Annotated in this window: 20 protein-coding genes and 1 tRNA gene; 13 read left to right on the forward strand and 8 right to left on the reverse strand. The window is 71.7% G+C overall.

Annotated elements, in window-relative coordinates; genetic code table 11:
• Positions 1–18 precede the first annotated feature (18 nt).
• Entirely contained in the window at positions 19–1,497 is a 1,479-nt protein-coding gene (locus IE231_RS05430) for an MFS transporter (protein WP_201896938.1), read from the reverse strand.
• Positions 1,498–1,520: 23 nt separating this feature from the next.
• On the opposite strand from IE231_RS05430, the gene IE231_RS05435 reads away from it, so the two are divergent.
• Together IE231_RS05435 and IE231_RS05440 are read left to right on the forward strand one after the other, a co-directional pair.
• Positions 1,521–1,763: a DUF2630 family protein gene (locus IE231_RS05435; RefSeq protein ID WP_201896939.1), complete on the forward strand. Its 243-nt coding sequence runs from the start codon at positions 1,521–1,523 to the stop codon at positions 1,761–1,763.
• 115 nt (positions 1,764–1,878) lie between these two features.
• Positions 1,879–1,951, forward strand: a tRNA-Arg gene (locus IE231_RS05440).
• A gap of 235 nt (positions 1,952–2,186) precedes the next feature.
• Here IE231_RS05440 and catA read toward each other — a convergent pair.
• Complete coding sequence (catA, locus tag IE231_RS05445; protein ID WP_189692911.1) at positions 2,187–3,044, reverse strand: catechol 1,2-dioxygenase; 858 nt, start codon at positions 3,042–3,044, stop codon at positions 2,187–2,189.
• A 250-nt stretch (positions 3,045–3,294) separates the two neighbouring features.
• On the opposite strand from catA, the gene benA reads away from it, so the two are divergent.
• The 9 genes from benA to IE231_RS05490 all read left to right on the forward strand — a co-directional run bounded on the left by benA (position 3,295) and on the right by IE231_RS05490 (position 18,048).
• The gene (gene benA / locus IE231_RS05450; protein WP_189692912.1) at positions 3,295–4,716 is read left to right on the forward strand and encodes a benzoate 1,2-dioxygenase large subunit; all 1,422 of its coding nucleotides are present in this window, start codon (positions 3,295–3,297) and stop codon (positions 4,714–4,716) included.
• A 46-nt stretch (positions 4,717–4,762) separates the two neighbouring features.
• Complete coding sequence (gene benB, locus IE231_RS05455; protein ID WP_304944921.1) at positions 4,763–5,281, forward strand: benzoate 1,2-dioxygenase small subunit; 519 nt, start codon at positions 4,763–4,765, stop codon at positions 5,279–5,281.
• A gap of 11 nt (positions 5,282–5,292) precedes the next feature.
• Positions 5,293–6,369 carry a benzoate 1,2-dioxygenase electron transfer component BenC gene (gene benC, locus IE231_RS05460; RefSeq protein WP_189692913.1) on the forward strand — a complete coding sequence of 359 codons (1,077 nt, stop codon included), beginning with the start codon at positions 5,293–5,295 and terminating at the stop codon, positions 6,367–6,369.
• Positions 6,366–7,229 carry a 1,6-dihydroxycyclohexa-2,4-diene-1-carboxylate dehydrogenase gene (locus tag IE231_RS05465; RefSeq protein ID WP_189692914.1) on the forward strand — a complete coding sequence of 288 codons (864 nt, stop codon included), beginning with the start codon at positions 6,366–6,368 and terminating at the stop codon, positions 7,227–7,229. Before benC ends, IE231_RS05465 begins: the two co-directional genes overlap by 4 nt.
• 134 nt (positions 7,230–7,363) lie before the next feature.
• Positions 7,364–8,785 carry an MFS transporter gene (locus IE231_RS05470; RefSeq protein ID WP_189692915.1) on the forward strand — a complete coding sequence of 474 codons (1,422 nt, stop codon included), beginning with the start codon at positions 7,364–7,366 and terminating at the stop codon, positions 8,783–8,785.
• Positions 8,786–8,870: 85 nt separating this feature from the next.
• Entirely contained in the window at positions 8,871–11,717 is a 2,847-nt protein-coding gene (locus IE231_RS05475; protein ID WP_189692916.1) for a helix-turn-helix transcriptional regulator, read from the forward strand.
• Between the two features lie 89 nt (positions 11,718–11,806).
• Positions 11,807–15,883 (forward strand): ATP-dependent RNA helicase HrpA, encoded by a 4,077-nt coding sequence (gene hrpA / locus IE231_RS05480; RefSeq protein WP_189692917.1) that lies wholly within the window; start codon positions 11,807–11,809, stop codon positions 15,881–15,883.
• A 141-nt stretch (positions 15,884–16,024) separates the two neighbouring features.
• Complete coding sequence (locus tag IE231_RS05485) at positions 16,025–17,020, forward strand: hypothetical protein (RefSeq protein ID WP_189692918.1); 996 nt, start codon at positions 16,025–16,027, stop codon at positions 17,018–17,020.
• The gene (locus tag IE231_RS05490; RefSeq protein ID WP_229866507.1) at positions 17,017–18,048 is read left to right on the forward strand and encodes a hypothetical protein; all 1,032 of its coding nucleotides are present in this window, start codon (positions 17,017–17,019) and stop codon (positions 18,046–18,048) included. Before IE231_RS05485 ends, IE231_RS05490 begins: the two co-directional genes overlap by 4 nt.
• Positions 18,049–18,102: 54 nt before the next feature.
• Here IE231_RS05490 and IE231_RS05495 read toward each other — a convergent pair whose 3' ends face one another.
• From IE231_RS05495 to IE231_RS05505, 3 genes are read right to left on the reverse strand one after another with little or no spacing between them, the layout of a single operon-like run.
• Positions 18,103–18,531 (reverse strand): HIT family protein, encoded by a 429-nt coding sequence (locus IE231_RS05495; protein WP_189692919.1) that lies wholly within the window; start codon positions 18,529–18,531, stop codon positions 18,103–18,105.
• A complete protein-coding gene (locus IE231_RS05500; protein ID WP_189692920.1) occupies positions 18,528–19,709 on the reverse strand; it encodes an NAD(P)-dependent alcohol dehydrogenase in 1,182 nt (393 codons plus the stop codon). Before IE231_RS05500 ends, IE231_RS05495 begins: the two co-directional genes overlap by 4 nt.
• A 10-nt stretch (positions 19,710–19,719) precedes the next feature.
• Positions 19,720–20,643, reverse strand: a complete 924-nt coding sequence (locus IE231_RS05505) for a sulfurtransferase (protein WP_189692921.1) — start codon at positions 20,641–20,643, stop codon at positions 19,720–19,722.
• A gap of 31 nt (positions 20,644–20,674) precedes the next feature.
• Here IE231_RS05505 and IE231_RS05510 point away from each other — a divergent pair, with 31 nt between their 5' ends.
• Entirely contained in the window at positions 20,675–21,787 is a 1,113-nt protein-coding gene (locus IE231_RS05510) for a PLP-dependent cysteine synthase family protein (protein WP_189692922.1), read from the forward strand.
• Positions 21,788–21,859: 72 nt separating this feature from the next.
• On the opposite strand, the gene IE231_RS05515 is transcribed toward IE231_RS05510, so the two are convergent.
• Entirely contained in the window at positions 21,860–22,540 is a 681-nt protein-coding gene (locus IE231_RS05515; RefSeq protein ID WP_189692923.1) for an MBL fold metallo-hydrolase, read from the reverse strand.
• Positions 22,541–22,657: 117 nt separating this feature from the next.
• Here IE231_RS05515 and IE231_RS05520 point away from each other — a divergent pair, with 117 nt between their 5' ends.
• Positions 22,658–23,089 carry a Fur family transcriptional regulator gene (locus tag IE231_RS05520; protein WP_229866508.1) on the forward strand — a complete coding sequence of 144 codons (432 nt, stop codon included), beginning with the start codon at positions 22,658–22,660 and terminating at the stop codon, positions 23,087–23,089.
• 43 nt (positions 23,090–23,132) lie between these two features.
• On the opposite strand, the gene IE231_RS05525 is transcribed toward IE231_RS05520, so the two are convergent.
• Both IE231_RS05525 and IE231_RS05530 read right to left on the reverse strand, forming a co-directional pair.
• A complete protein-coding gene (locus tag IE231_RS05525; protein WP_189692925.1) occupies positions 23,133–24,044 on the reverse strand; it encodes a metal ABC transporter permease in 912 nt (303 codons plus the stop codon).
• Positions 24,041–24,907 carry a metal ABC transporter ATP-binding protein gene (locus IE231_RS05530; RefSeq protein WP_189692926.1) on the reverse strand — a complete coding sequence of 289 codons (867 nt, stop codon included), beginning with the start codon at positions 24,905–24,907 and terminating at the stop codon, positions 24,041–24,043. The genes IE231_RS05525 and IE231_RS05530 overlap by 4 nt, the downstream gene beginning before the upstream one ends.

Consider the following 24,907-nt stretch of genomic DNA (forward strand, 5'->3'; position numbering starts at 1 on the left):
TGAATCCGGGTCGAAACCCTACCGCTCCCCGCAGACCTCCGCCGGCCCCGATGCGCGCTCGTCCTGGGCGCCCGAGGCGCGCTCGTCCTGGGCGCCCGAGGCGCGGGCCCGTTCCGGGTACGCGGGCTCGACGACGCGGGGGTGGTCGTCGATGCAGTGCGGCCTGCTGATCACCCACCCGGAGACGCCGAGCACCACGAGGGTCAGCCCGAGGAACGCGAAGGACGGCGTCCAGGTCCCGGTCGCGTCGTGGAGGAGCCCGACCAGGAGCGGACCGGTGCATGCCACCACGTACCCCACGCCCTGCGCGAACCCGGACACCGCTCCGGAGGCCTGATGCGAGCGGGTGCGCAGGTTGACGAGCACGAGCGCGAGGGGGAAGGTCGCCGGCCCGAGGCCCGCGAGCGTGGACCAGAGCCACGTGGCCGTGCCCGGGGCGAGCAGGAGGCCGAGGTACCCGGCCGCGAAGCCCGTCACGCCGAACGCGACGACGGGGAACGGGTTCCGCAGGCGCGAGGCCAGGATCGGCACCGCGAGGCTCAGCGGCAGGCCCAGGCCGGCGAAGATCCCGACCTGGACGCCTGCAGCGGCGGGGCCCAGCCCCGCCTCCGCCACGATGCCGGGCAGCCACGCGAACATCGCATACGTGTTCAGGGACGTGCACCCGAACATCAGGGCGAGTGCCCACGCCGCCGGCGCACGCCACGGACGCACGGTGACCCGCCCGCTGCCGCGGACGACGGCGCGTGGCGCGGAGCCGCCGTCGTGCGCCCGGAGGCGGCTGGTCGGCTCAGGCGAGCCGGTGCGCTCGGGTGAACTCCCCGACGCAGGGGAAGGCGAGCGCGTGGCGGCCACGGACCCCGTCGGGGACGGCATCCGCCGCCCGCGCGCGGGCCACACGCTCAGCCAGGGGAGGATCGCGAGGATGTTCAGCGCGGCCCACCACCCGATGGAGAGCCGCCACCCGGCGGCGTCGGCCACGGGCACCGCCAGGAGCGGCGGAATGGTGGTGCCCGCGTTGATGACCGTCACGTACAGGGCGGTGAAGAGCCCCACCCGCTCGGGGAAGTACTTGCGCACGATGGGAGGCAGGACGACGTTGCCCACTCCCATGCCGGCCAGCGCGAGGGCCGAGCCCGCGAGGAACATGCCAGTCTCCGGCGCGGCCGCACGGAGCACCTGCCCCGCGCCCGAGGCCGCCATTGCGGCGACGGAGATCGCCTCGACGCTCCACGCCCGCATGAGGAGGGGTGTGGCGAGGCCGGCGACGCCGAACAGTGCCGTAGGCAGCATGCCCAGGACCGCCACGAGCCAGGACGGCAGGAAGAGGTCGTGGCCGATGCCCTCCGTCAGCGGCGGGACGCTGGTCACCGCGGTGCGCAGCGTGAACGCCACGAGGAACAGGCCGGCCGCCACGAGGAACAGGCCGCGCCGCTCCGGCCTCCCGCCCGTCCGGGCCCTCGCCGGTTTCCGCTCCGCGCGGGGTTGTCGTCTCACCCCACGACGCTATCGTGGCTTCCATGGACAAGGACATACTGGACCGGATCCGGGACCTCATCGACGAAGAGCACACGCTGCGCGCGGAGCATCCCGCAGGCACCGGTACCGATGCGTCGAACTCCGTCAGGCTCGGGGAGGTCGAGGAGCAGCTCGACCAGTGCTGGGACCTCCTGCGCCAGCGCCGTGCCAAGCGCGAGTTCGGCGAGGATCCGGACGAGGCCTCGGTGCGTCCGGCAGACGTCGTCGAGCACTACAGGGAGTAGGTTCTGCAGCGTCACCGCCGCCGCCCCGCGCGGCCGCCGCGCGGGCCGGTCCCGGTTTGCGTCCTGACCCCGGGCACCTGATAAGCTCGATGAGTTCCCGCAAGGGAAGCCTGATGCCCTCGTAGCTCAGGGGATAGAGCGTCTGCCTCCGGAGCAGAAGGCCGTAGGTTCGAATCCTATCGAGGGCACCGCAAGCACCCCCGGTCCGTATGGGCCGGGGGTGCTTTGTCGTTGCAGCATGGTTCCGCCCCGAGTGCGCCCGAACGGCCGTCCGGGCGCGCAGGCAGCAGGCCGCAGACCGCAGGAAGGGCCCCGCCGAGTGCTCTCGGCGGGGCCCTTCCTGCGCCGCGTCGTGCGGCGTCCTGCGCGGATGCCTTCCTGCAGGGGCCTGGTGCTCAGACTCCGGTGCTGGAGTCGCGGGGCTCAGTCCTCGGGGTCGAGGACGAAGTCGTAGACCATCTCCTCGCCCTTGCCGTCCGCTGCGGGCTTCGGGTCGAGGATGAGCTCGGGCTTGACGGCCGAGGCGATGTCGTCGTCGTTGTGGGCGTCGCCCGGGAAGTAGAGCTGCGCGGTGATCAGCTCGTGGCCCGGCGCGGAGACCTTCACGTGGATGTGGGCCGGGCGCCACGCGTGCCAGCCGGCCGCGGCGATGAGTTTGCCGCACGCGCCGTCGGTCGGGATCTGGTACGGGGCCGGACGCATGGTCTGGATCTCGAAGTTGCCGTTCTCGTCGGCGAGGACCGTGCCGCGCAGGTTCCACTCGGGCAGGCCCGGCGCGTACTGCGAGTAGAACCCGGCGCCGTCGGCGTGCCAGATCTCCACCTTGCCCGGGAGGCCGTTGCCGTCCAGGTCGCGGATCTGGCCCTTCCACGTCAGCTCGGTTCCCGGCTCGTCCTCGCGGCGCGGCAGGCGGGCCGGCGTGGGCTGCTCGGGAGAGTTCGGCACGTAGTACGGCCCCTCGATGGTGCCCTTGGAGCCCTTGCGGTTCTCGGTGGCCACCTCCTCGACAACGTGCTCGACCCACACGTCGAGGAAGAGCGGCCACTCGCCGTCCTCGCCGACGCTGATCAGCCAGTCCTTGAGCGCGTTGTACTCGGCGTAGGTGACCTTGTGCTTGCGGATGGTGGCGTAGACCGCCTCGAGGACCTCACGGGCAAGGAGCGAGACGCGCTCCTTGGGAACGTCCAGGCTCGCACGCTTGCCGCTCTCCTTGAACCGCTCGGTGGCCTTGTTGCCTGACTCGGCAGCCTTCGCGTCGAATTCGGAAAGGGTCTGGCTCATGTCATCCTCCTCGATGATCAGCCGTGATTGGGTGATGGGCGGCACAGTGGCTCGCGCTGACTTCACGCTAGGAGGAGTCATTGCATCTGCACAAATACCTAGTTCCATCCAATTGATATCCGACGCGTTTGAAAAGCACCCTTGGCCGAGCCTAGGCAATCCCCCAGTGTGATCGGCCTCACGCCTTGGCAGGCTCTTTCACAGCCCGCGACGAGGACGTCGTGGAAGGCAACAGGCAAGGGAGACAACCATGACGGAAACCCTGGACCATGTCCGTGCCCAGCTCTCCGACGCGCTCATCGAGGACGCGTCGACCGGCACGTACCGGGCGAAGCGCAGCATCTTCACCGATGAGGAGCTGTTCGAGCTCGAGATGAAGTACATCTTCGAGGGCAACTGGGTCTACCTGGCGCACGAGAGCCAGATCCCCAACGTGGGTGACTACTTCACCACCTACATCGGCCGCCAGCCGGTCGTGATCTCGCGCGCCAAGGACGGCGAGCTGTACGCCCACATCAATGCGTGCAGCCACCGTGGCGCCATGCTCTGCCGCCGCAAGACGGACAACCGCACGACCTTCACGTGTCCGTTCCACGGCTGGACGTTCTCGAACAACGGCAAGCTCCTCAAGGTCAAGGACCCCCGCGACGCGGGCTACCCGGAGCAGTTCAACAAGGACGGCTCGCACGATCTGACCAAGGTGGCCCGCTTCGACAGCTACCGCGGCTTCCTCTTCGGCAGCGTCAATCCGGACGTGAAGCCCCTCGAGGAGCACCTCGGCGAGGCCACGAAGATCATCGACATGATCGTGGACCAGTCCCCCGAGGGCCTCGAGGTCCTGCGCGGTGCCTCGACCTACACCTACGACGGCAACTGGAAGGTGCAGGCGGAGAACGGCGCGGACGGCTACCACGTCTCGGCGACGCACTGGAACTACGCAGCGACCACCTCCCGGCGCGGCACGGGCGAGTCGAGCAACGAGACGAAGGCGATGGACGCCGGCACGTGGGGCAAGCAGGGCGGGGGCTACTACTCGTTCGAGCACGGCCACCTGCTGCTGTGGATGTGGTGGGGCAACCCGCAGGACCGCCCGAACTTCGACAAGAAGGAGGAGTGGACGGAGCAGTTCGGGGCCGAGCGCGCCGAGTTCATGGTTGGCGCCTCCCGCAACCTGTGCCTGTACCCGAACGTCTACCTCATGGACCAGTTCAGCTCGCAGATCCGGCACTTCCGCCCGATCTCGGTGGACAAGACCGAGGTGACCATCTACTGCATCGCCCCGAAGGGCGAGTCCGCCGAGGCGCGCGCCAACCGCATCCGCCAGTACGAGGACTTCTTCAACGCCACGGGCATGGCCACCCCGGACGACCTCGAGGAGTTCCGCTCGTGCCAGAAGACGTACCTCGCGAGCGCCGCGCCGTGGAATGACATGAGCCGCGGCCAGGCGCACCAGCTGACCGGGCCCGACGAGACCGCGAAGGGCCTGGGCCTGAACCCGCTCTCGAGCGGCGTCAAGACTGAGGATGAGGGGCTCTACCCCATCCAGCACGGCTATTGGCGCGAGACGATGCGCGCCGCGGTGGAGTCCGAGGAGCGCCTCGAGGAGGCCGAGCGCCAGGGTGCCGCTCCCTGCCCCGCCGCCCACCTGCAGTCCGCGTGCTCGCACCACTGATCCCGGCCCGGTTACTTCGCCAGTTCCTTCAAGGAGAGACATCCCCATGACCCTCATGACCACGATCGTGCCCGGGACCATCGGGCTCGAGGACGTGCGCCAGTTCCTCTACCGCGAGGCCCGCTTCCTCGACGACCGCGAATTCGACCGGTGGGTGGACTGCTACCACCCCGAGGCCGAGTTCTGGATGCCCGCCTGGGCCGACGACGACACCCTCACCGAGGACCCCCAGCGCGAGATCTCGCTCATCTACTACCCCAACCGGGGCGGCCTCGAGGATCGCGTGTTCCGGATCAAGACGGAGCGCTCGGGCGCCACGAGCCTCCCGGACCCGCGCACGGGCCACAACATCACCAACGTCGAGATCCTCAGCCAGGAGGACGACGTCGTGGACGTCCGCTTCAACTGGTTCACGCTCTACTACCGCTACAACACGGTCGACACCTACTTCGGCGACTCCTTCTACACGATCGACTTCTCCGGCACCCAGCCGGTGATCACCAGGAAGAAGGTCGTCCTCAAGAACGACTACATCCACCACGTCGTGGACATCTACCACATCTGAGGAGGACACCCATGACCACTGCACCTGACTCCACCAGCCACTCCGTTGCCCTCGCCTTCGAGGACGGCGTCACGCGCTTCATCTCCGTCGCCCCGGGCCAGACGGTCGCCGACGCGTCCTACCGCTCCCGCATCAACATCCCCCTGGACTGCCGCGACGGCGCGTGCGGGACGTGCAAGGCGTTCTGCGAGTCCGGGACGTACGACGGCGGCGACTACATCGAGGACGCGCTCACCGACGACGAGGCCGACGCCGGCTACTGCCTGCCCTGCCAGATGACCCCCCAGAGCGACCTCGTGCTGCGCATCTCCGGCACCGCCGAGATGGCCAAGAGCGGCGTGGGCCAGTTCACGGCCACCATCGAGAAGCTCCACTGGTACGCCGACAACACCGCCGGCCTCACGCTCGCCGTCGAGGAGCGCGAGAAGCTCGCCTACCTCCCCGGCCAGTACATGAACGTCAAGGTCCCGGGCACGGACGAGGAGCGCAGCTACTCCTTCTCGTCCGGCCCGACTGCCGAGAAGCTCACCTTCCTGGTCCGCACCGCGCCCGACGGCGTCATGACCACCTACCTGAAGGAGCGTGCCGCGGTGGGCGACACCCTCACCCTCGAGGGGCCCAAGGGCAGCTTCTTCCTTCGCGACATCAAGCGCCCCACCCTCATGCTCGCGGGCGGAACGGGCATTGCCCCGCAGCTGGCGATGCTCGAGAAGCTCGCACAGGCCGCGTCTGAGGGGTCCGTCCCGGCCTTCCCGATCCACCTCGCGTACGGCGCCACGTGGGACAAGGACCTCGTCGAGGTCGAGGCACTCGAGCGCTACGCGGCGGCGATCCCCGGCTTCACCTTCGACACGATCGTGGCCGACGCCGAGTCGGACCACCCGAAGAAGGGCTACGTCACGCAGCACCTGCTGCCGGAGCACCTCAACGACGGCGACGTGGACGTGTACCTGTGCGGGCCGCCCGCCATGGTCGACGCCGTGCGCCGGTACTTCGACGGCGAGGGCATCGCACCGGCCAACTTCTACTACGAGCGGTTCGCGGTCGGCGCTGCACCGGCCCCGGCCCTCGCGGGCGCGGTCGCATGACGACGACGGACACCGCCCCTTCCAGGGCGGCGGGGAGGCGCACGGCGGCCGGTCCTTCCGCCCACCGTGGCCGCTTCACGGGACGGTCCGTCGTGGTCACGGGCGCTGCCCAGGGGATCGGGCGCGCGGTCGCGGAGCGCATCGCGGCCGAGGGCGGAGGTGTAGTCCTCGTCGACCGGGCGGAGCTCGTGCACGAGGTCGCCGCAGGAGTCCGTGAGGCGGCCGCCGCGTATCCGGACCCCGCTCCCGTGCACAGCGTGACGGCGGACCTCGAGACGTTCGACGGCGCGCAGGCCGCCACCGAGGCGGCGATCGCCGCAGCGGGGCGGATCGACGTCGTGGTCAACAACGTGGGCGGCACGATCTGGGCCAAGCCGTACGAGCACTACACGCCCGAGGAGATCGAGAAGGAGGTGCGCCGCTCGCTCTTCCCGACGCTGTGGATGTGCCGCGCGGTGCTCCCCCACCTCATCGCCCAGAGGACCGGCACGATCGTCAACGTCGGCTCGGTGGCCACGCGGGGCGTCAACCGTGTCCCGTATGCGGCGTCGAAAGGCGGGGTGCGGGCGATCACGACCGCGCTTGCCCTCGAGGCCGCGCCGCACGGGGTGCGCGTTGTGGCCACCGCACCCGGCGGCACCGAGGCCCCTGCCCGCGCCGTCCAGCGGGGACCGCTCCCCCAGACGGAGCAGGAGAAGGCCTGGTACCAGCAGATCGTGGACCAGACCGTGGACTCGTCGCTCATGAAGCGGTACGGGACGCTCGACGAGCAGGCCGCCGCCATCTGCTTCCTCGCCTCGGACGAGGCGTCCTACATCACGGGCACCATCCTGCCCGTGGCCGGAGGCGACCTCGGCTGAGGCCCTCCCCCAACGCGTTGCCGCCCCCGGTCCCCCACGGGTCCGGGGGCGGCTTCGAATCAGCAGTAAAGAACCATCACGCATCACCAGCAGTTGTCCAGCTCCAGATCCCAGCACAGACATCGGAGTCTTGCATGTCATCTTCAGCACAGGCTGCCCTCGGGCAGCGGCAGCGCAGCACCCTGGTCTGGGTCGTCGCCCTCGGCACGGCGGCCCTCACGTTCGACGGCTATGACCTCGTGGTCTATGGCACCGTCGTCTCGGGCCTCATGAGGGACCCCAACCAGATCGGCCACCTCGATCCCGCCACAGCCGGCGTCCTCGGCAGCTACGCGCTCATCGGCGTCATGGTCGGGGCGCTCGCCAGCGGCGCGATCGGCGACTTCGTGGGCCGCCGAAAGGTCATGCTCGCCGCGCTCGCCTGGTTCTCACTCGGCATGGGCGCCACGGCGCTGGCCACCGACGTCGTGGCGTTCGGCACCTTCCGGTTCGTCACGGGCATCGGCGTCGGCTCGCTCGTGGCCACCGCGGGCGCCATTGTCGCCGAATTCGCGCCCAAGAACAGGCGCAACTTCTACAACGCCATCGTCTACTCCGGTGTGCCGGCGGGCGGCGTGCTCGCCTCGCTCCTGGCGCTCGCATTCAACAACGGTGCCGACTGGCGCCCCCTCTTCTGGGTCGGCGCCGCCCCTCTCGTGGTCATCCTCCCCCTCGCGGCGGCGAGGCTGCCTGAGTCGCCCCTGTGGCTCCTGGCGCGCGGCCGTTCGGCCGAGGCCGAGGCGCTCAGCCGCCGCACCGGCGTCGTGCTTCCACCTCCGGCGCAGCCGACCGCTGCGCACAGCGCGGAACATCGCCCCGCAGCGGACGACGGCGAGCCCGCGGGTTTCGCAGGCCTGGCCACCCGCCGCTTCGCTCTCCCCACGGCCCTTCTCGGCCTCATGAGCTTCGCCGGTCTCCTCTTGACCTACGGCCTCAACACGTGGCTGCCGGAGATCATGGGCCAGTACGGGTTCGGCAAGGCGTACTCGCTCACGTTCCTGCTCGTGCTCAACGCGTCCGCGATCGTGGGCGGGCTCGTCGCGTCGGCGACCGTCGACAGGACAGGTCCCAAGCGGATCATCGCGGGCACGTTCGCGCTCGCGGCACTCGCCCTGATCCTCCTGAGCTTCCAGATGCCGTTCGCCGTCCTCCTGACCGCTGTGGGTGTCGCGGGCATCGGGACCATCGGGACCCAGGTCCTCGTCTACGGCTTCGTGTCCAACTTCTACACGACCCGGACCCGAGCCGCGGGAGTGGCGTGGTGCGCGGGCTTCGGACGACTGGGCGGCATCCTCGGCCCGCTCCTCGGCGGCCTCCTGCTCTCTGCGGGAGTCACCGGCCAGACCGCATTCTGGCTGTTCGCCGTCGTCGCTCTGCTCGGCGCTGCCGTGACGGCCCTCGTCCCGCGGCCCCGGAGCACCCCCGTGCATGGTGGGGGCAGCGACGAGGGCGCCGCGACCCCGGCAGGTGCGGAGCGCCACGCCCCCGACGGCGAGCCGGAGCCGGCCATCCGGTGAGGCCTCGCGCCGTGTCCTGTCCGATGGACGGTCACAGGGTATCCCGGGGAATGCGCTCAGCGGGCCGTACGGCTACGGTCGGAGCATGCTGAATTCCCGCGACGAGGCGGTCTCACGCGCCCAGGAGCTGTCCGAGCTGGACTCGCTCCTGGGCGCGGCCGTGTCCGGCGGAGCCGCGCCCGGCAGGCCACTGTGCGCGGTGGTCGAGGGGCCGGCGGGCATGGGCAAGACGACGCTCTGCGAGGCCTTCCTGGCGGCCCATCCGGGAGTCGCCGTAGCCCGCGCGGATGCGTCGCCCTGGGAGCGGGAGCTCGTGGGCGGCGTCCTCGCCCAGCTCGGCCTCGTGCCGGACGAGGATACAGGCGGGACGGGGACACCCACCGACCCCCATGATGCGACAGCCCAGCCCGCATGGCTCCCCGCCGGACGCGCGGCCCTGGCCCGGCTCACGGCTCTCGCCGCGCGCGGCCCGGTCCTGGTCTTCATCGATTCGCTCGAGGACGCCGACGTCCTCTCCCTCGAAGCGCTGGCCTACGCCGCGCGGCGTGTCCGCGGCCCCGTGGCTCTGCTCGCGGCACTGCGCTCCGGAGGAGCGGACCCGGGGAGCCCTGCGGCCTCCTTCGCCGACGCCGTGGGAGCGCGCCGGCTCACCCTGGGCCCGCTCCCGGCCCAGGGACTGCGCTGGCTGGCCCAAGTGCACAGCGGCGTCCACCTCTCGCCAGAGGCCACCCAGTCTCTGTGGAACGTGAGCCGCGGAAACCCCGGGCTGGCGGTCGAGGCCCTCGACCATGGACTCGCGTCCCTCGGCGCCGAGGCCCTCGCCGCACAGGGGCCCGGCGCCGTCGTGCCCTCCGTCGCCTCCCGCGTGGAGACTGCCCTCAGCCTCCTGCCGCCGGACTCGCGCTCGCTCGTGGAGGCCGTGAGCGTCCTGGGCGGCACCCCCACCGGGGCGGCCGCCGCCCAGCTCGCAGGCCTTCCCGCCGACGACCCGCAAGCCCTGCTCGCCGCGGCAGACGCCGCCTGGCGCGCCGGGCTCCTCGAGTGCCGGACCGTCGCCGGGAGCCTCCAGCTCACCCTCCGGGACCCGCTGGTCCGTGACGCCGTCCACGCGGGCCTCGGACCGCGGGACCGCGCGTCGCTGCACCGGCGCGCGGCAGGCCTGGCCGGCTCCACCCGCGAGCGCGTCCGGCACCTCGTGGCCGCGGCGGCGATGCCCGACGCCGGCCTGGCAGCGGAGGTGGACCGGCTCGCCGACGAGGAGGCTGCAGCGGGCGACTGGAGCGCCTCGGCAGACGCGCTGATGGCGGCGAGCCAGCTCCACGTGGATCCGGGGCTGCGCGAGAACCGCCTCCTCCGCGCGGCAGAGGCGATGGTCGGTGCGGGAGACCTGCCGCAGGCCGCACCGCTCGCACGGCGCATCGAGTCCCTCCCCCAGAGCGCGGCGAGGGACGCGGTGCTGGCGTACTACGCCATCCACAGGGGCCACGCGCGGCGCGCAGCCGCCCTCTTGGACCGGGCGTGGGAGACGAGGGATCCCCTCGGGTCCGCGGACCTCGCGTCCCGGATCGCGCAGTACCGCGTCCTCAACGCCCTCGCCGACTGGGACATCCCGGCGCTGCTGGACTGGACTGAGAGGGCCGTGCGCCTCGCCGGTCCGGAGAGCGCGGCAGGCATCGAGGCAAGGGCCATGCTCGGCTTGGGGCTCGGCTCGGCCGGGCGGCGCGAGGAGGCACGCGCGGCCTACGACGAGCTCGCATCGTCGCCCCACCTCGGAGGCCGGGACCAGCGCCTCCACCTGGGCCGCGGCTGGCTTGCCCTCGCGCTCGACGACATCGACGAGGCACGCCTCGAGCTGCGGGCGGCGATCCCGCAGGCGCGCCGGCCCGGTGCCCTGCGCATCACCCTCTGGGCACACGTGTGGCTGGCCCGCGCCGAGTTCTCCGTGGGCCGCTGGGACGAGGCCCTCGCCGTCGCCCGCGCCGGCATCGCCCTCAACGCGCCGGTCGGGATGGACCTCGTGGAGCCGCTCCTGCACTTCACCGCAGCGCAGGTGCACGCGCTCCGCGGCGATGCCGAGGAGGCGGCACGGCACCGCCGCCTCGCCCAGCCCGGGCCCGAGGCCTACCCGGTCATGCACCTCGGCGGCGCCCTCGCCGCGGCCGCGGTCGCCGAGAGCGCCGGGGACTACCCGGCCGTCCTGCGCGCTTTCGAGCCCGTGGTCCGGCTGGACCGCTCCCGCGGCATCGACGAGCCGGGCTTCTGGCCGTGGCAGGACGTGTACGCGAACGCGCTCGTGCTGACCGGCCGCGTCGAGGAGGCCGACGCGTTCCTGCGTCCGCTCGAGGCCGCGGCCGGCGCCGCCGCCCACCGCAGCACTATTGCCCGGCTCGGCTACGTGAGGGGACGCGTGCTCGGCGCCCAGGGAAGGCTCGACGACGCCGTGCGGTGCTTCGAGGACTCGCTCGCCGAGCTCGATGGCCTCTCCCTGCCGTATGCCATGGCGCGCGGGCGCTTTGCCTACGGACAGACCCTCCGGCGGTCGGGACGTCGGCGGGACGCGACCGAGGTGCTCGCGTCGGCGCGCGATGCCTTCTCGGCGATCGGCGCGACGGTCTACGTGGCGCGCTGCGATCGCGAACTGCAGGCGGCCGGGACGAGCGCCTTCCGCACGGTCCCCCACCATCCAGGACGGAGCCGGGACACGCGGCGCCAGCAGGAGGGGCTGCATCCGGCCTTCACGGCGCAGGAAGCCGCGGTCGCGCGCCTCGTAGCCGGGGGGCTGAGCAACCGCGAGGCGGCACACGAGCTCTTCGTGTCCGTCAAGACCATCCAGTACCACCTGACGCGGATCTACGCGAAGCTCGGGATCAGCTCCCGGGCCGAGCTCGCCGCCCTCTACCGGGGATCGGAGGACGCCGCGGCCGTCGACTAGCGATCGATGGGTGCGCCGGCAGACCACGGTCACGCCGGCAGCGTAGCGGCCCTCGGGGCCCTCCGCGCGCCGACTAGACTGGATCAGCCATGGCCCTGACGATCACGTACCCCGCCGCACTGCCGGTCTCCGAGCGCCGCGACGAGCTCATGGAGGCGATCTCGGCGCATCAGGTCACGATCATCGCCGGTGAGACGGGCTCGGGGAAGACCACCCAGATCCCGAAGATGTGCCTCGAGCTCGGACTCGGCGAGAAGGGCCTGATCGGCCACACCCAGCCGCGCCGGCTCGCCGCGCGCACGGTCGCCGAGCGCATCGCCGAGGAGCTGGGCGTGGAGCTCGGCCAGGAGGTCGGCTTCCAGGTCCGCTTCACGGGCGAGGCAGGGCCGCTGACCAAGGTCAAGCTCATGACCGACGGCATCCTGCTCGCCGAGATCCAGCGGGACAAGCTCCTGAAGCGCTATTCGGCGATCATCATCGACGAGGCCCACGAGCGCAGCCTCAACATCGACTTCATCCTCGGCTACCTCAAGCGGATCCTGCCGCAGCGGCCCGACCTCAAGGTCATCATCACCTCGGCCACGATCGACCCGCAGCGGTTCGCCCGGCACTTCGCGCACGAGCTCCCCGACGGCACCGAGGAGCCCGCGCCGGTCGTCGAGGTCTCCGGCCGCACCTACCCGGTGGAGATCCGCTACCGTCCGCTCAGTGCGGATCCGAACGCGGACGGCGGCCCGGACGACGGCGAGGACGGCGCCGTCGCGCGCTCCGACGACGCGCTCGAGGAGGACCGCGACCCCGTGGACGCGGTGTGCGACGCCGTCGACGAGCTCTCGCGGGAAGCGCCCGGGGACATCCTCATCTTCTTCTCGGGAGAGCGCGAGATCCGCGACGCCGCCGACGCGCTCTCCTCCAGCATCCAGAAGAACCCGCGCATGGCCGGCGCGGAGATCCTGCCGCTGTTCGCCAGGCTCTCCCTCGCCGAGCAGCACCGCGTGTTCAGCCCGGGCGGGAAGCGGCGCATCGTCCTGGCCACGAACGTGGCGGAGACATCGCTCACCGTCCCGGGGATCAAGTACGTCATCGACACCGGAACGGCACGCATCTCGCGGTACTCCCACCGCACCAAGGTCCAGCGCCTGCCGATCGAGCGGGTCTCCCAGGCCTCGGCGAACCAGCGTGCCGGCCGATGCGGGCGCGTCTCGGACGGCATCTGCATCCGCCTCTACTCCGAGGAGGACTACCTCTCCCGGCCCGAGTTCACCGACCCGGAGATCCTCCGCACGAACCTCGCCGCCGTCATCCTCCAGATGACGGCGATGGGGATCGCCCGCGGGCCGAAGGACGTCGCGGCCTTCCCCTTCGTGGAGCCGCCCGAGTCCCGCGCGATCAACGACGGCGTGACGCTCCTGCGCGAGCTCGGCGCGCTCAGCGAGGCCTCCGGAGCGAACGGCAAAGGCGGCAAGGGAGCGCGGGGCGGCCTGACCGCCGTCGGGCACCAGCTCGCCCAGCTTCCGGTGGATCCGCGGCTGGGCCGCATGATCGTCGAGTCCGCCCGGCGCGACTGCGCGCGCGAGGTGATGGTCCTGGCCGCGGCCCTGACCATCCAGGATCCGCGCGAGCGCCCGTCCCAGGAGACGGGCAAGCGGCAGGCCGCCGAGGAGAAGCACGCCCGGTTCAGGGACGAGAACTCGGACTTCACGGGCTACCTGAACCTCTGGAACTACCTGCAGGAGCAGCAGCGCGAGCTCTCCTCCTCGGCGTTCCGGCGCCTCTGCAAGGCCGAGTACATCAACTACCTCAGGGTGCGCGAGTGGCAGGAGCTCTACCAGCAGCTGCGACAGCTCGCGCGCCCGCTGGGGATCTCCCTCGGGCAGGGGCGGGAGACGGATCCCGTGGGCCGCCACGACGCGGTCCACCAGTCCCTCCTCGCCGGCCTCCTGAGCCACATCGGGCTCCTCGACGAGCGCAAGCGGGACTATCTCGGCGCCCGGGGCACCCGGTTTGCGATCTTCCCGGGCTCGGCGCTGTTCAAGAAGAGCCCCACGTACGTCATGGCGGCCGAGCTCGTGGAGACGAGCCGCCTCTGGGCCCGCACGGCAGCGAAGATGGACCCGGCCTGGGGGGAGCTCGTGGCCCCGCACCTGGTCAAGCGCAGCTACTCGGAGCCGCACTGGTCGAAACGGGCCGGGTCGGTGCAGGCCTACGAGAAGGTCACGCTGTATGGCGTCACGCTCGTGGCGCAGCGGCGCATCAACTACGGAAGGGTCGATCCGGAGCTCGCGCGCGAGCTGTTCATCCGGCACGCTCTCGTGGAGGGCGACTGGAGCACGCGCCACCACTTCTTCAAGCGCAACCGCGCCCTGCTCGAGGAGGTCGACGAGCTCGAGACCCGCGTGCGGCGCCGCGGGCTGCGCGTCGACGACGAAACCCTCTTCGAGTTCTACGACGCCCGTATCCCCGCCACCGTGGTGTCCGAGCGGCACTTCGACGCGTGGTGGAAGAAGGCCCGGCACGACGACGAGCACCTCCTGGACTTCGACCGCGCCCTCGTGCTGGGCGACGAGGCGGCGGACGCCGTCGAATCGGCCGACGCGGCCTTCCCGAAGGTCTGGCGGCAGGCCGGCTTCGACATCCCCCTCTCCTACGAGTTCCATCCCGTGGCGCCGGGCGGCACTCCGGATCCGTCCGACGGCGTTACCGCCGAGGTCCCGGTGCTGTTCCTCAACCAGCTCGACCCGGAGCCGTTCCGCTGGCAGATCCCCGGCCAGCGCGCAGAGCTCGTCGCGGCCCTCATCAAGTCCCTGCCGAAGCAGATCCGGAAGAACTTCGTCCCTGCGCCGGACGTGGCGCGGCGCGCCGTCGAGGCGCTCGAGGCGGACTTCGACCCGCAGCGGGATTCCCTCGAGGAGTCGCTCGAGCTCGTGCTGCGCCGGCTCAAGGGCCAGATCATCCCGCCAGGCTCGTGGAACTGGGATGCCGTCCCGCCGCACCTGCTGATGTCCTTCTCGGTGGTCGACTCCCGCGGGAAGGTCCTCGGCACGGGCAAGGACCTCGTGGCGCTCCAGGAGGAGCTCGCCCCCGCGACGCGCCGGGCCATCGCCGAGTCCCTCGGGGCCACGCCCGCCACGGCCCGCGGCGTCCCCGTATCGCGGCCAGCGGCCCGCGGCGACGGCACCAAGGCGCCTGCCTCGGGTTCGGCACGCACGACGGCGGCACCCGCCGCACGCTCGGACCTCACCGAGGACTCCGGCCTCACCTACGGCCGCGGGCTGAGCGAGCGCTCCGGGCTGACCGAGTGGAGCGTGGGGACGATCCCGCGCACGGCGAGCACCGTCGTCGCGGGCCACACCGTGACGGGCTATCCCGCCCTCGTGGACGAGGGCCGGCGGAAGGACACGCCCCGGGGCACGGCCGGCCTGCGCGTCTTCCAGACCGAGGAGGACCAGCTGCGGGCGCACCGGGCCGGCGTCATCCGCCTGCTCGCGCTCCGCGTCCCGCCGCCGGACCGCTACGTCCTCGAGCACCTCAACAACCGCGAGAAGCTCACCTTCAGCCAGAACCCCCACGGCTCGGTCGCTGACCTCATCGCGGACTGCTCCCTCGCCGCGATCGACAGGCTCGTCCCGGCCCAGCTGCCCTGGGACCGGGCCGCATTCGACGCGCTCTACGACGAGGTCCGGGCCGAGCTCATCGACACCGTCTTCAAGGTCACCGCAATCGTCGAGCAGGTCCTCGCCTCGGCCCAGCGGATCGGCAAGGCTCTGAGGGGCACCACGAGTCTGGCCCTCATCAGCGCGCTGAATGACATCCGCGCCCAGCTCGAGCAGCTCGTCTACCCGGGGTTCGTGGCCCGCACCGGCTACGCCCAGCTCGAGCACCTCCCCCGCTACCTCAGGGCGATCGAGCGTCGCCTCGAGAAGCTTCCGACCAACGTCCAGCGCGATGCGGTCGCGATGGCCACCGTCCAGTCCCTCGAGGACGACTACGACGACGCGGCCGCAGCTCTGGCCCCGACCGGCCGCCATGAGGCCAAGCTCGAGCGCGTGAGATGGATGATCGAGGAGCTGCGGGTCAGCCTGTTCGCCGTCGAGCTCGGGACCGCGGGGAAGGTGTCCGAGAAGCGGGTCCGGCAGGCCCTCGGCGAGGCGCTGGCCCCGGCGTAGCGGGTCGCCGGCTGGCGTGTGAGTTCAGCGCCCGTCGACGCGCGCGACGCGAGCATCGGCTGGCGCGCCGCAGCACCCCATACGGCCCCCGAGGTGTGATAATGATCACAGCTGGGGACCGTTCAGTGCGAGGAGTCGGGCATGGGACGCGGTCGCCGATGCAGCGCGGTGTGCGCCGCCGCCGTGATCCTGCTGAGTGCGTGCTCGGCCCCGGGTGGTGCCCGCACGGAGGCCTCGGGCACACAGGCTGCTCCACCAGCCGCCGCCGGCTCCGCTCCCACGGTCCTCCCCCCGTTCGGGCCCGCGGTGCAGCCGGCGAGTGCCGAGCCGGGAATTCCCGCCGTGCCGACCGAGCCGGTCGTGTTCCTTCCGCCCGGCCCTGCCTCCCCCGCCGATCCGCCGGTGGGCTCCTCCTATGAGCGCATCTCGCGGCTGGCCTGCGACGACGCCGCCCCGCTCGCCGCAGGCACGGGGAACGAGCCGCTCTGGAACGCGGTGGGGGCCACCTGTTCCGCCCTCGTCGGCGGCTCCCCCGCCCAATGGGCCAAAGCCGCCTCCCTCATGGCAGCGCTTCCTCCGGTCCCGGCGGCGCGCTGCCTCGAGGCAGCGGCCGTGGCCGGGGCAGCCCGCGTCCTCGACTTCCACGCCGCGAACCCCGGCGTGCCGGTCCGGCTTGCGAGCGGCTCGGGCCAGGCGTGCCCGCGGCACCTCAACGGCGCCACCGTTCTCGACGGCGCCGGCACCCCGGTCGGCCCCTCGAGCGTCCGCGTGTCCGGCCCCCTCACCGGCGGCACGGTCCTGAGGCTCGACGGCTTCACGGGGGCCGTCTCGGGCGTGCTCGTGGACGGCACGCCGGACGCCGAGAACGCGATCACCGTCAACGGCGCGAACTCGTTCGAGCCCGTCACGCTCGTCATGCCGCCCGAGCCGAGCGCGAGGACCGTCCGCCTGTCCCTGTCCGGGCCCCTGCCGATCGAGGGGTGGGTGGACTTCACCTATGTCGCGGGGACCCCCACGGCGCCGCCGGCGTCCCCCGGGTCCTCCACCGGCACGACGCCGGCCACGTCGCCCTCCGCCGCGGCGTCGCCCTCAGCCGCCGCCTCGCCCCCCGCCGGACCGTCCGGGAACGCGCCGTGAGCGGACAACTCATGGGCGATGGGCCTGCGGGCGACCGGCCGGCCGGCGACGGGCCAGGCGCCTCCGCCGCCGAGGGAAGCCCGGCGCATGCAGGGACGGCCCCGGCAGGGACGGCTGGGAACGCGCCGCACTCCTCGTCCGAGCCCCCGACCGCCTCCGAGGTCTGGCGGCGGGGACTCGAGCTGGTCGGTGCCTTCGGGCCGCCGCTGACGCTCGCAACCGCGCTCCTCGTGTACTTCGGGTGGGCCCGGGCGGGCGCCCAGGCGCGCTCAATGGGGCTGGATGCGAGCCTGTTCGGGTACACCGTGCAGGACCTCGTGCTGAGGAGCATCCCGTCCCTGTACCTGCCGCTCGTCTGGCTGCTGGTCATCGCTGTCGGGTGGCTCGCCGCAGATCGGCGGGTCCGACGCCGTCTCGACCGGTCGCGCGTGCGCCGCCTGGCGCTCGCCGTGCTGCCGGCGGGGCTGGCCCTCGCCGTCGCGCTGTGGCTTGTCATCATGGCGCTGCCGTCTCTGTCCGTGCTCTACGTTCCCTATGCGCTTGCCGGCGCCGTGCTGGTGGCCTCGTGGGGCCTGTCGCTCCGCCGAGCGGCGAGGCGGACCACGTCCTCACCGCCAGCGGAGCCTCAACGGGCAGCCGTGGTGCCGCACCGGGACGGGCTGGCAGTCGAGCGCATCCTGGTGTTCGCTCTCGTCGCGCTGCTGCTGTTCTGGGGGACGTCCGACTATGCGCAGGCGGTGGGGCGGGGGTTGGCCGTGTCGGTGGAGCAGCGGGTAGGGTCACTGCCCCTCGCCACGGTCTACTCCGCCAAGCGTCTGGGCCTCAGCGCCTCGGGGGTGACCGAGCAGTCGATGGGGACGGCGGAGGCGCCCCTCTTCCGGTACACGGGCCTGAGGCTGCTCGTCGTCAGCGGGGGCCGTATCTTCCTGCTCCACGACGGCTGGACGCTCCAGCGGGGGCGTGTGATCGTCCTGCCGGACGATTCGAGCGTCCGGGTCGAGTACGGCACATCACCCACGGGGCCCTGAGCAGGTGCCCTGAGCGCGGGCCCCTGCGTGGCGCCCGGTTCTCACGCCCGGTTCTCACGCCTCGGGGACGCTGGCCCCGTACCCTGCGGCCCGCAGCGCCTGCCGGATCCTCTCCGCCGCATCGTCCATGACTGCGGGATCGGGGTTCTGCTGCACCTTCTTGAAGTCGTACTCGGCCTCCGAGAAGGACGGCCACACGTGCAGGTGGAGGTGGTTGATCTCGAATCCGGCGATGATGAGGCCCGCACGAGGCGCTGAGAACGCCTCCATCTGGGCCTTGCCGATCGTCTGTGCCACGATCATGGTCCTGGACAGCAGCTCGCCCGGAGCGTCAGTCCACTTGTCCACCTCCTCGCGCGGCACCACCAGTGTGTGCCCGTCCGCGAGAGGGCCGATGCTCAGGAAGGCGACCACCTCGGGGTCCTTCCACACGAAGCGGCCGGGCAGCTCGCCATCGATGATCCGGGTGAACAGCGTGCTCATGACTCTCCTGTCTCCTGCCCGGCGTCCGCGAGGCTCGCGGCGTCCAGGACAAAGCGGTACTTCACGTCGGAGGCGACGATCCGGTCGAACGCCTCGTTGAGGTCCGCGGCGCGCACCATCTCGATCTCCGGTGCCACGCCGCGCTCGGCGCAGAAGTCGAGGACCTCCTGCGTCTGGGCTATCCCGCCGATGAGCGAGCCCGTGTAGGTGAGCCGCCGGCGGATGAGGGCACCGGGCCGTACGGGCGGCATGTCCCCGGACGGCAGGCTCAGCGCCACAAGCGCGCCGTCGAGCCGCAAGGTGCGCAGGGAGGCATTGGGGTCGTGCGGCGCGGAGACGGTATCGAGGACGACGTCGAGCGTCCCCGCCGCAGCCTCGAGCTGGGCCGCGTCGCTGGTCACCACCACACGGTGGGCACCCAGGCGCGCGGCGTCGTCGGCCTTGGAGGGTGTGCGCGTGAAGACGGTGACCTCTGCGCCCATGGCCGCGGCGAGCTTGACGGCCATATGGCCGAGGCCGCCGAGCCCCAGGACTCCCACCCGCGTGCCGGGCCCCACGCCGAAGCGGCGCAGCGGCGAATATGTGGTGATGCCGGCGCAGAGGATGGGGGCCGCAGCCGCCGGATCCAGGGAGTCAGGGATCCGGAGCACGTAGCCCTCATTGACCACGATGCGCTGCGAGTACCCTCCCTGGGTCACCTCACCGCCGTTGCGCGGATCCGGCACCCCGTAGGTCCCGACGGTGCCGCGCTCGCAGAACTGCTCGAGGCCGGCACGGCAGTGGGCGCACTCCCGGCACGAGTCGACCATGCAGCCCACGCCCACCCTGTCGCCCACGGCGAAGCGGCGCACCTCGGCTCCTACCCGCCGCACGCGGCCCACGATCTCGTGGCCGGGAACGAGGGGCCACGGCCTCGGTCCCCACTCGCCACGGGTCGCGTGCACGTCGGAATGGCACAGTCCGCAGAACTCGACCTCGATCTCGACGTCGTCCGGCTTGGGCTCGCGCCGGGTGATCGTCAGCGGGACCAGGCCGCTCTCGGCGGAGGTCGCGCCGTACGCGCGCACCGTGTCCGCCCCGCGGGCGGACTCCGCCTCCTCGGCCAGTCGAGTCGTCTCCTGGGCGAGGGGCCGGCGGAGCTTGTCCGCCCCGGGCATCACCGGTCGTCCTGGGTTCATGGTGCCGACGCTATCGCACGCCGCCCGTGGCCACGGGGCGCGAGGGGTCGCGGGACCACTGGGAGTATGAGCCGGGGTACAGCGCGGCGTCGATGCCGGCGAGCGCGAGCGCCGCGACGTCGTGCGCCGCCGTGACGCCGGAGCCGCAGTAGACGGCCACGGGCCGGCCCGGGACTGCCCCCAGCGCCGCGAAGTGCTCCCGCAGCGCGTCGGCGGGGAGGAAGGTGCCATCGGGAGCGAGGTTCTCCGCCGTCGGGGCACTCGTCGCCCCGGGAATGTGCCCCGGACGGGGATCGACCGGCTCGACCTCGCCGCGATAGCGCTCTCCCGCGCGGGCGTCGAGCAGCACCCCGGCGGTCGCGCCCTCGGTGAACGCGGCGGCCGCGCCGGCGTCGATCGTCTGCATCCGGCCCTCCCCGAGGGACACGGCGCCCGGAACGGGCGCGGCCGTCCCCGTCTCGAGCCTGCCGCCAGCGCGTGTCCAGGCAGCGAGGCCTCCGTCGAGGAGCCTCACTGAGGCGATCCCGGCGTCGCGCAGCAGCCACCACGCCCGGGCCGCGGCCTGCCCCGAGGTCGCGTCGTAGACCACCACCGTGTCGCCGTCGTTGATGCCCCAGCGGCGCGCCGAGGCCTCGAGGGCCTCCCTCGCCGGAAGCGGATGGCGGCCACCGGCAGACTCCTCGGGGCTCCCGGGGGCAACGGGGACTGCCAGCTCCGTCTCGAGGTCCACGAACACGGCACCGGGAAGGTGCCCGGCCTCGTACTCGGCACGCCCATCCGGTCCGCCGAGGGCCCAGCGGACGTCCAGGAGAACGGTCCGGGGGCCCCGGGATCCGCCTTCCTGAGCCTCCGCGCCGCGTCCTCGGGCGTCCGGGCCGGCCGTGAGCCGTGCCGCGAGCTCGGCGGCGGAGATCAGGACCTGATGTGGGCTCATGGCCACACCTTAGCCCGCGTAGGCTGTCCGGATGGACCCCCGTGCGAGCCAGCACCGACCGAACCACACGCCGACCGCCCGGCGTGGCGAGCGCGCATGGGCTGAGGCGTCCATCCGGCGGCTCGAGGCGGATGCGCACCGCAGCGCAGACACGCATCTGCACCGCGTGCCCCTCCCGCGCTCATGGGGCGTGGACGTGTACCTCAAGGACGAGTCGACGCATCGTACGGGCAGCCTCAAGCACCGCCTCGCGCGCTCGCTGTTCCTGTTCGCGCTCGTGAACGGGTGGATACGGGAGGGAACGCGGGTGGTGGAGGCCTCGAGCGGGAGCACAGCCGTCTCGGAGGCGTACTTCGCCCGGCTCATCGGGGTTCCCTTCACGGCCGTCATGACGCGCGGCACGAGCCCGGAGAAGATCGCCCTCATCGAGCAGTACGGCGGGGAATGCCACTTCGTCGAGCAGGCCGGCGAGGTGTACGCGGAGGCGGCCCGCCTCGCCGAGGCGTGTGGGGGCCACTACCTGGACCAGTTCACCTACGCCGAGAGGGCCACGGACTGGCGTGGCAACAACAACATCGCGGAGACGATCTTCGACCAGCTCGCGCTCGAGGCCCACCCGGTGCCGCGCTGGATCGTGGTAGGTGCCGGGACGGGCGGCACGAGCACCACCATCGGCCGCTACGTGCGCTACCGCACCCTCGCGACAGAACTGGCCGTGGCCGACCCGGAGAACTCGGCCTTCTACCCGAGCTGGGAATCGGGACTGCCTGCCCAGGGCGGCTCGTCCCGCATCGAGGGCATCGGCAGGCCCCGGCTCGAGCCGAGCTTCAACCCGAGCATCGTGGACCGGATGTTCCGGGTGCCGGACGCCGCCTCGGTCGCCGCAATGCGCGACTTCGCCGAGCGCTTCGGCTTCGACGCCGGGCCGTCCACGGGCACGAGCCTGTGGGCTGTGTGGCAGCTCGTGGCGGAGATGGCCGCCGTCGGGGAGCGCGGCAGCATCGTGACCCTCATGTGCGACGCCGGCGCCCGCTACCGCCGCTCCTACGGCGACGACGCGTGGCTGGCCTCCCATGGCCTCGACCCCGCACCCCACCGCGCCACGCTCGAGGCATTCTTCGCGATGGGCCGCTGGCGGGCCTGAGCCGGTTGTCCCTCGGCGGACGCAGCTGCCCGGACTGTCCTATCAGAAAGCCGAACCGAGGGCGCCCCCGCGTCAGAGCTCGACCGACTCCCCGGGCTCCAGATGCGCGAACTCCGTCCCGTAGATGCCCCCGATGCGCCCGGCGTGGCTCTCGACGAGGCCCGTCCCGCGGTCGTTGAGGAGGGCGTTGTGGATCGGGTAGGCGCGCCGCGCCCTCACGGCGATGAGGAAGTCGAGCACTTCGCCGATCTTGCTCCAGGGCGCGTGGATCGGCACGAGGAGAGTCTCGACGTCGACGCCGGGCGGCACGGTGAAGGAGTCCCCCGGGTGGAAGACCTCGCCGTCGACAAGGTAGCCGATGTTCGCGACCACGGGGATGCTCGCATGGATGAGCGCGTGCTGGCTCCCGAAGGTCTGGATGCGGAAGCCCGCGGCCTCGAACTCTGTGTCGGGCTCGGCGGTGTGGATCCGGTCGGCGCACGACGGCGCAGCCTCCTTGAGCTGCCCCGCCACCTTCTCGGGCGCCCACCCCTGCAGGCCAGGATCCGCCTCGAGCACGGCGGCGACCCGCGGCAGGTCGACGTGGTCGGAGTGCTCGTGGGTCACGAGGAAGGCCTGCGCCCCGCTGAGGGCCTCCTCGACCTCCGAGAAGTTCCCTGGGTCGATGACGAGGACGGACCGGCTCGCCTGCTCGGCCCCCGCGCCGCCCCTCTCGAGCCGGACGCACGCGTGCGTGAACTTGGTCATGAGCATGGCGCCAGTCTAGAACCGTTCTTGGTAAGCTTGAAGGTCCGGACCGACGGGCAGCACCGGTGCATGGGAGACATCGCCAGGAGACGGTGCTCAACAGACGTGGTGCAGGAGGAGTACGTGGTCGAGAATTCGCGCGAGAAGCCGCGCGAGCAGCGGGTCACGAAGCAGCGCGTTGCCGTCTCGGCGGCCCTCGACCGCATCGAGGACTTCGTCAGCACGCAGGAGCTCCACCGGATGCTCCATGACGAGGGGGCGTCCGTCTCGCTTGCCACGACCTACCGGATCCTGCAGTCCATGGCCGAGGAGGGCCTGGTCGACGTGCTGCGCAGCGACGACGGCGAGGCCGTGTACCGCCGCTGCGAGGCCACGGGCCACCACCATCACCTCGTCTGCCGACGGTGCGGCAAGGCCGTCGACATCGAGGCCCCGGCTGTCGAGACGTGGGCGAGCCGGGTCGCCGCGGAGCACGGCTACACCGCTGTCGAGCACACCGTGGAGGTCTTCGGCCTGTGCCCCGAGTGCACGGCGAAGGGGCAGTACTCCGCATAGCGCGCCGCGGTACCCGCCGCCCGCGTGCCGGCCAGGGACGGCGTCAGGCGGAGACCGGCGTCGTGCGCGGCGCCGAGTCCTCGGCGGGGCGCACAACGCCGCCATTGTGGCCGGAGCGCCGGCGTGCCCAGCCGATGAGGGCGCACACGACGTAGAAGAGGAACGAGAGCGTCGTGATATAGGGGCTGATCGGCAGCCTCCCGCCCAGGGCCAGCAGGATGCCGCCTACCGTGGCCGCGACGGCGAAGACCACGCTCAGGAGCAGCACGAGCCGGGGCGACGAGGTGACGCGCAGGGCCGCCGCGGCGGGCGTGATGAGGAGGGCGAGGACGAGGAGCGCCCCGACCACCTGGATCGAGAGGGCCACGCTCACGCCGAGCACGATCATGAAGACGATCGAGAGGGACCTCACGGGCACCCCGCGGGCGAAGGCCATGTCCGGGTCCACGCTCGCGAACGTCAGCGGCCGCCACACGGCGATGAGCACAGCGAGCAGGATCGCCGACGCCGTCGCGAGCGTCTCAAGCTGGACCGTGTCCACCGCCACGATCTGCCCGGTGAGGAGACCGAACTTGTTCGCGGCACGCCCTTGGTAGAGGGCGAGGAAGAGGATGCCGAGGCCCAGCCCGAACGGCATGAGCACGCCGATCACCGAGTTCTTCTCGCGTGCGCGGCCCCCCATGAGGCCGATGACGAGTGCCGCAGCGATCGAGGCCACGAGGGAGCCAGTGATGATGTCTGCGCCGATGAGCAGGGCGAACGCGGCCCCCGCGAACGAGAGCTCCGAGATGCCATGCACCGCGAAGGCTAGGTCGCGCTTCATGACGAAGGTCCCCACCACTCCCCCCAGCACCCCGAGGACCGCTCCGGCCCAGACGGAGTTGATCACCAGGGCAAGGATTTCGCCGTAGTCCTCGAACGAGAAGACGGTGCCCCAGAAGTCTGCGAGGTTCATGCGGACTGCTCCTGGCCGTCGGATTCGGGTGCGTGGGCGTGGGTCGTGGCGTCGGGCAGGCCCACGACGACGAGCCGCCCGTTCACGCGGGAGACCTCGACGCGGCTGCCGTAGAGCTCGGAGAGGACCTCGGTTGTCATGACCTCCTCCACGGTGCCGACCCGGAACTTCCCGTCGGCGATGTACAGGACGCGGTCCAGGTAGTCCAGGACGGGGTTGACCTCGTGCGTGACGAACACGACCGCGGCGCCCTCTCGCCGCTGAGCGTCGATGAGCCCGCTCACGGCCTGCTGGTGGTTGAGGTCCAGCGAGAGGAGCGGCTCGTCGCAGAGCAGCACGCGGGGACGCCCTGCGATCGCCTGGGCCACCCGCAGCCGCTGCTGCTCGCCCCCCGAGAGCATCCCCACCGGCACCTTCGCGTAGTCGGAGGCACCCACCTTGGCCAGCAGCTCGTCGACGCGACGGTCCACGGCGCGCGAGCGCAGCCGCATGCCCCACCGATGGCCGTCGACACCGAGGGAGACGAGGTCTCGGGCGCGCAGGGGGGTGTTCGGCGGGAACATCTTCTGCTGGGGGATGTAGCCGACCAGGTCGCCGTGGCGGCCGGGGGAACGGCCGGCGATCTCCGCGGTGCCCGAGGTGAGGTGCACGGCGCCGAGCAGCGTCTTGAGGAAGCTCGTCTTGCCGCTTCCGTTGGGCCCGAGCACCGCGAAGAACTCGCCCGGACGGATGTCCAGGTCGAGGTCCGACCAGAGCACGCGGTCACCGAAGGAGAGGGAGGCGCGGCGCAGGCGCACGGCCGGCGCGTGGGCGTCGCGAGGGGCCGATGCGCCCGCGGAGCGCGGTTCCGCTGCCGGTGTCAT

It is taken from the genome of Sinomonas cellulolyticus (assembly GCF_014656475.1).
In the GTDB taxonomy this organism is placed as follows: Bacteria; Actinomycetota; Actinomycetes; order Actinomycetales; family Micrococcaceae; genus Sinomonas; species Sinomonas cellulolyticus.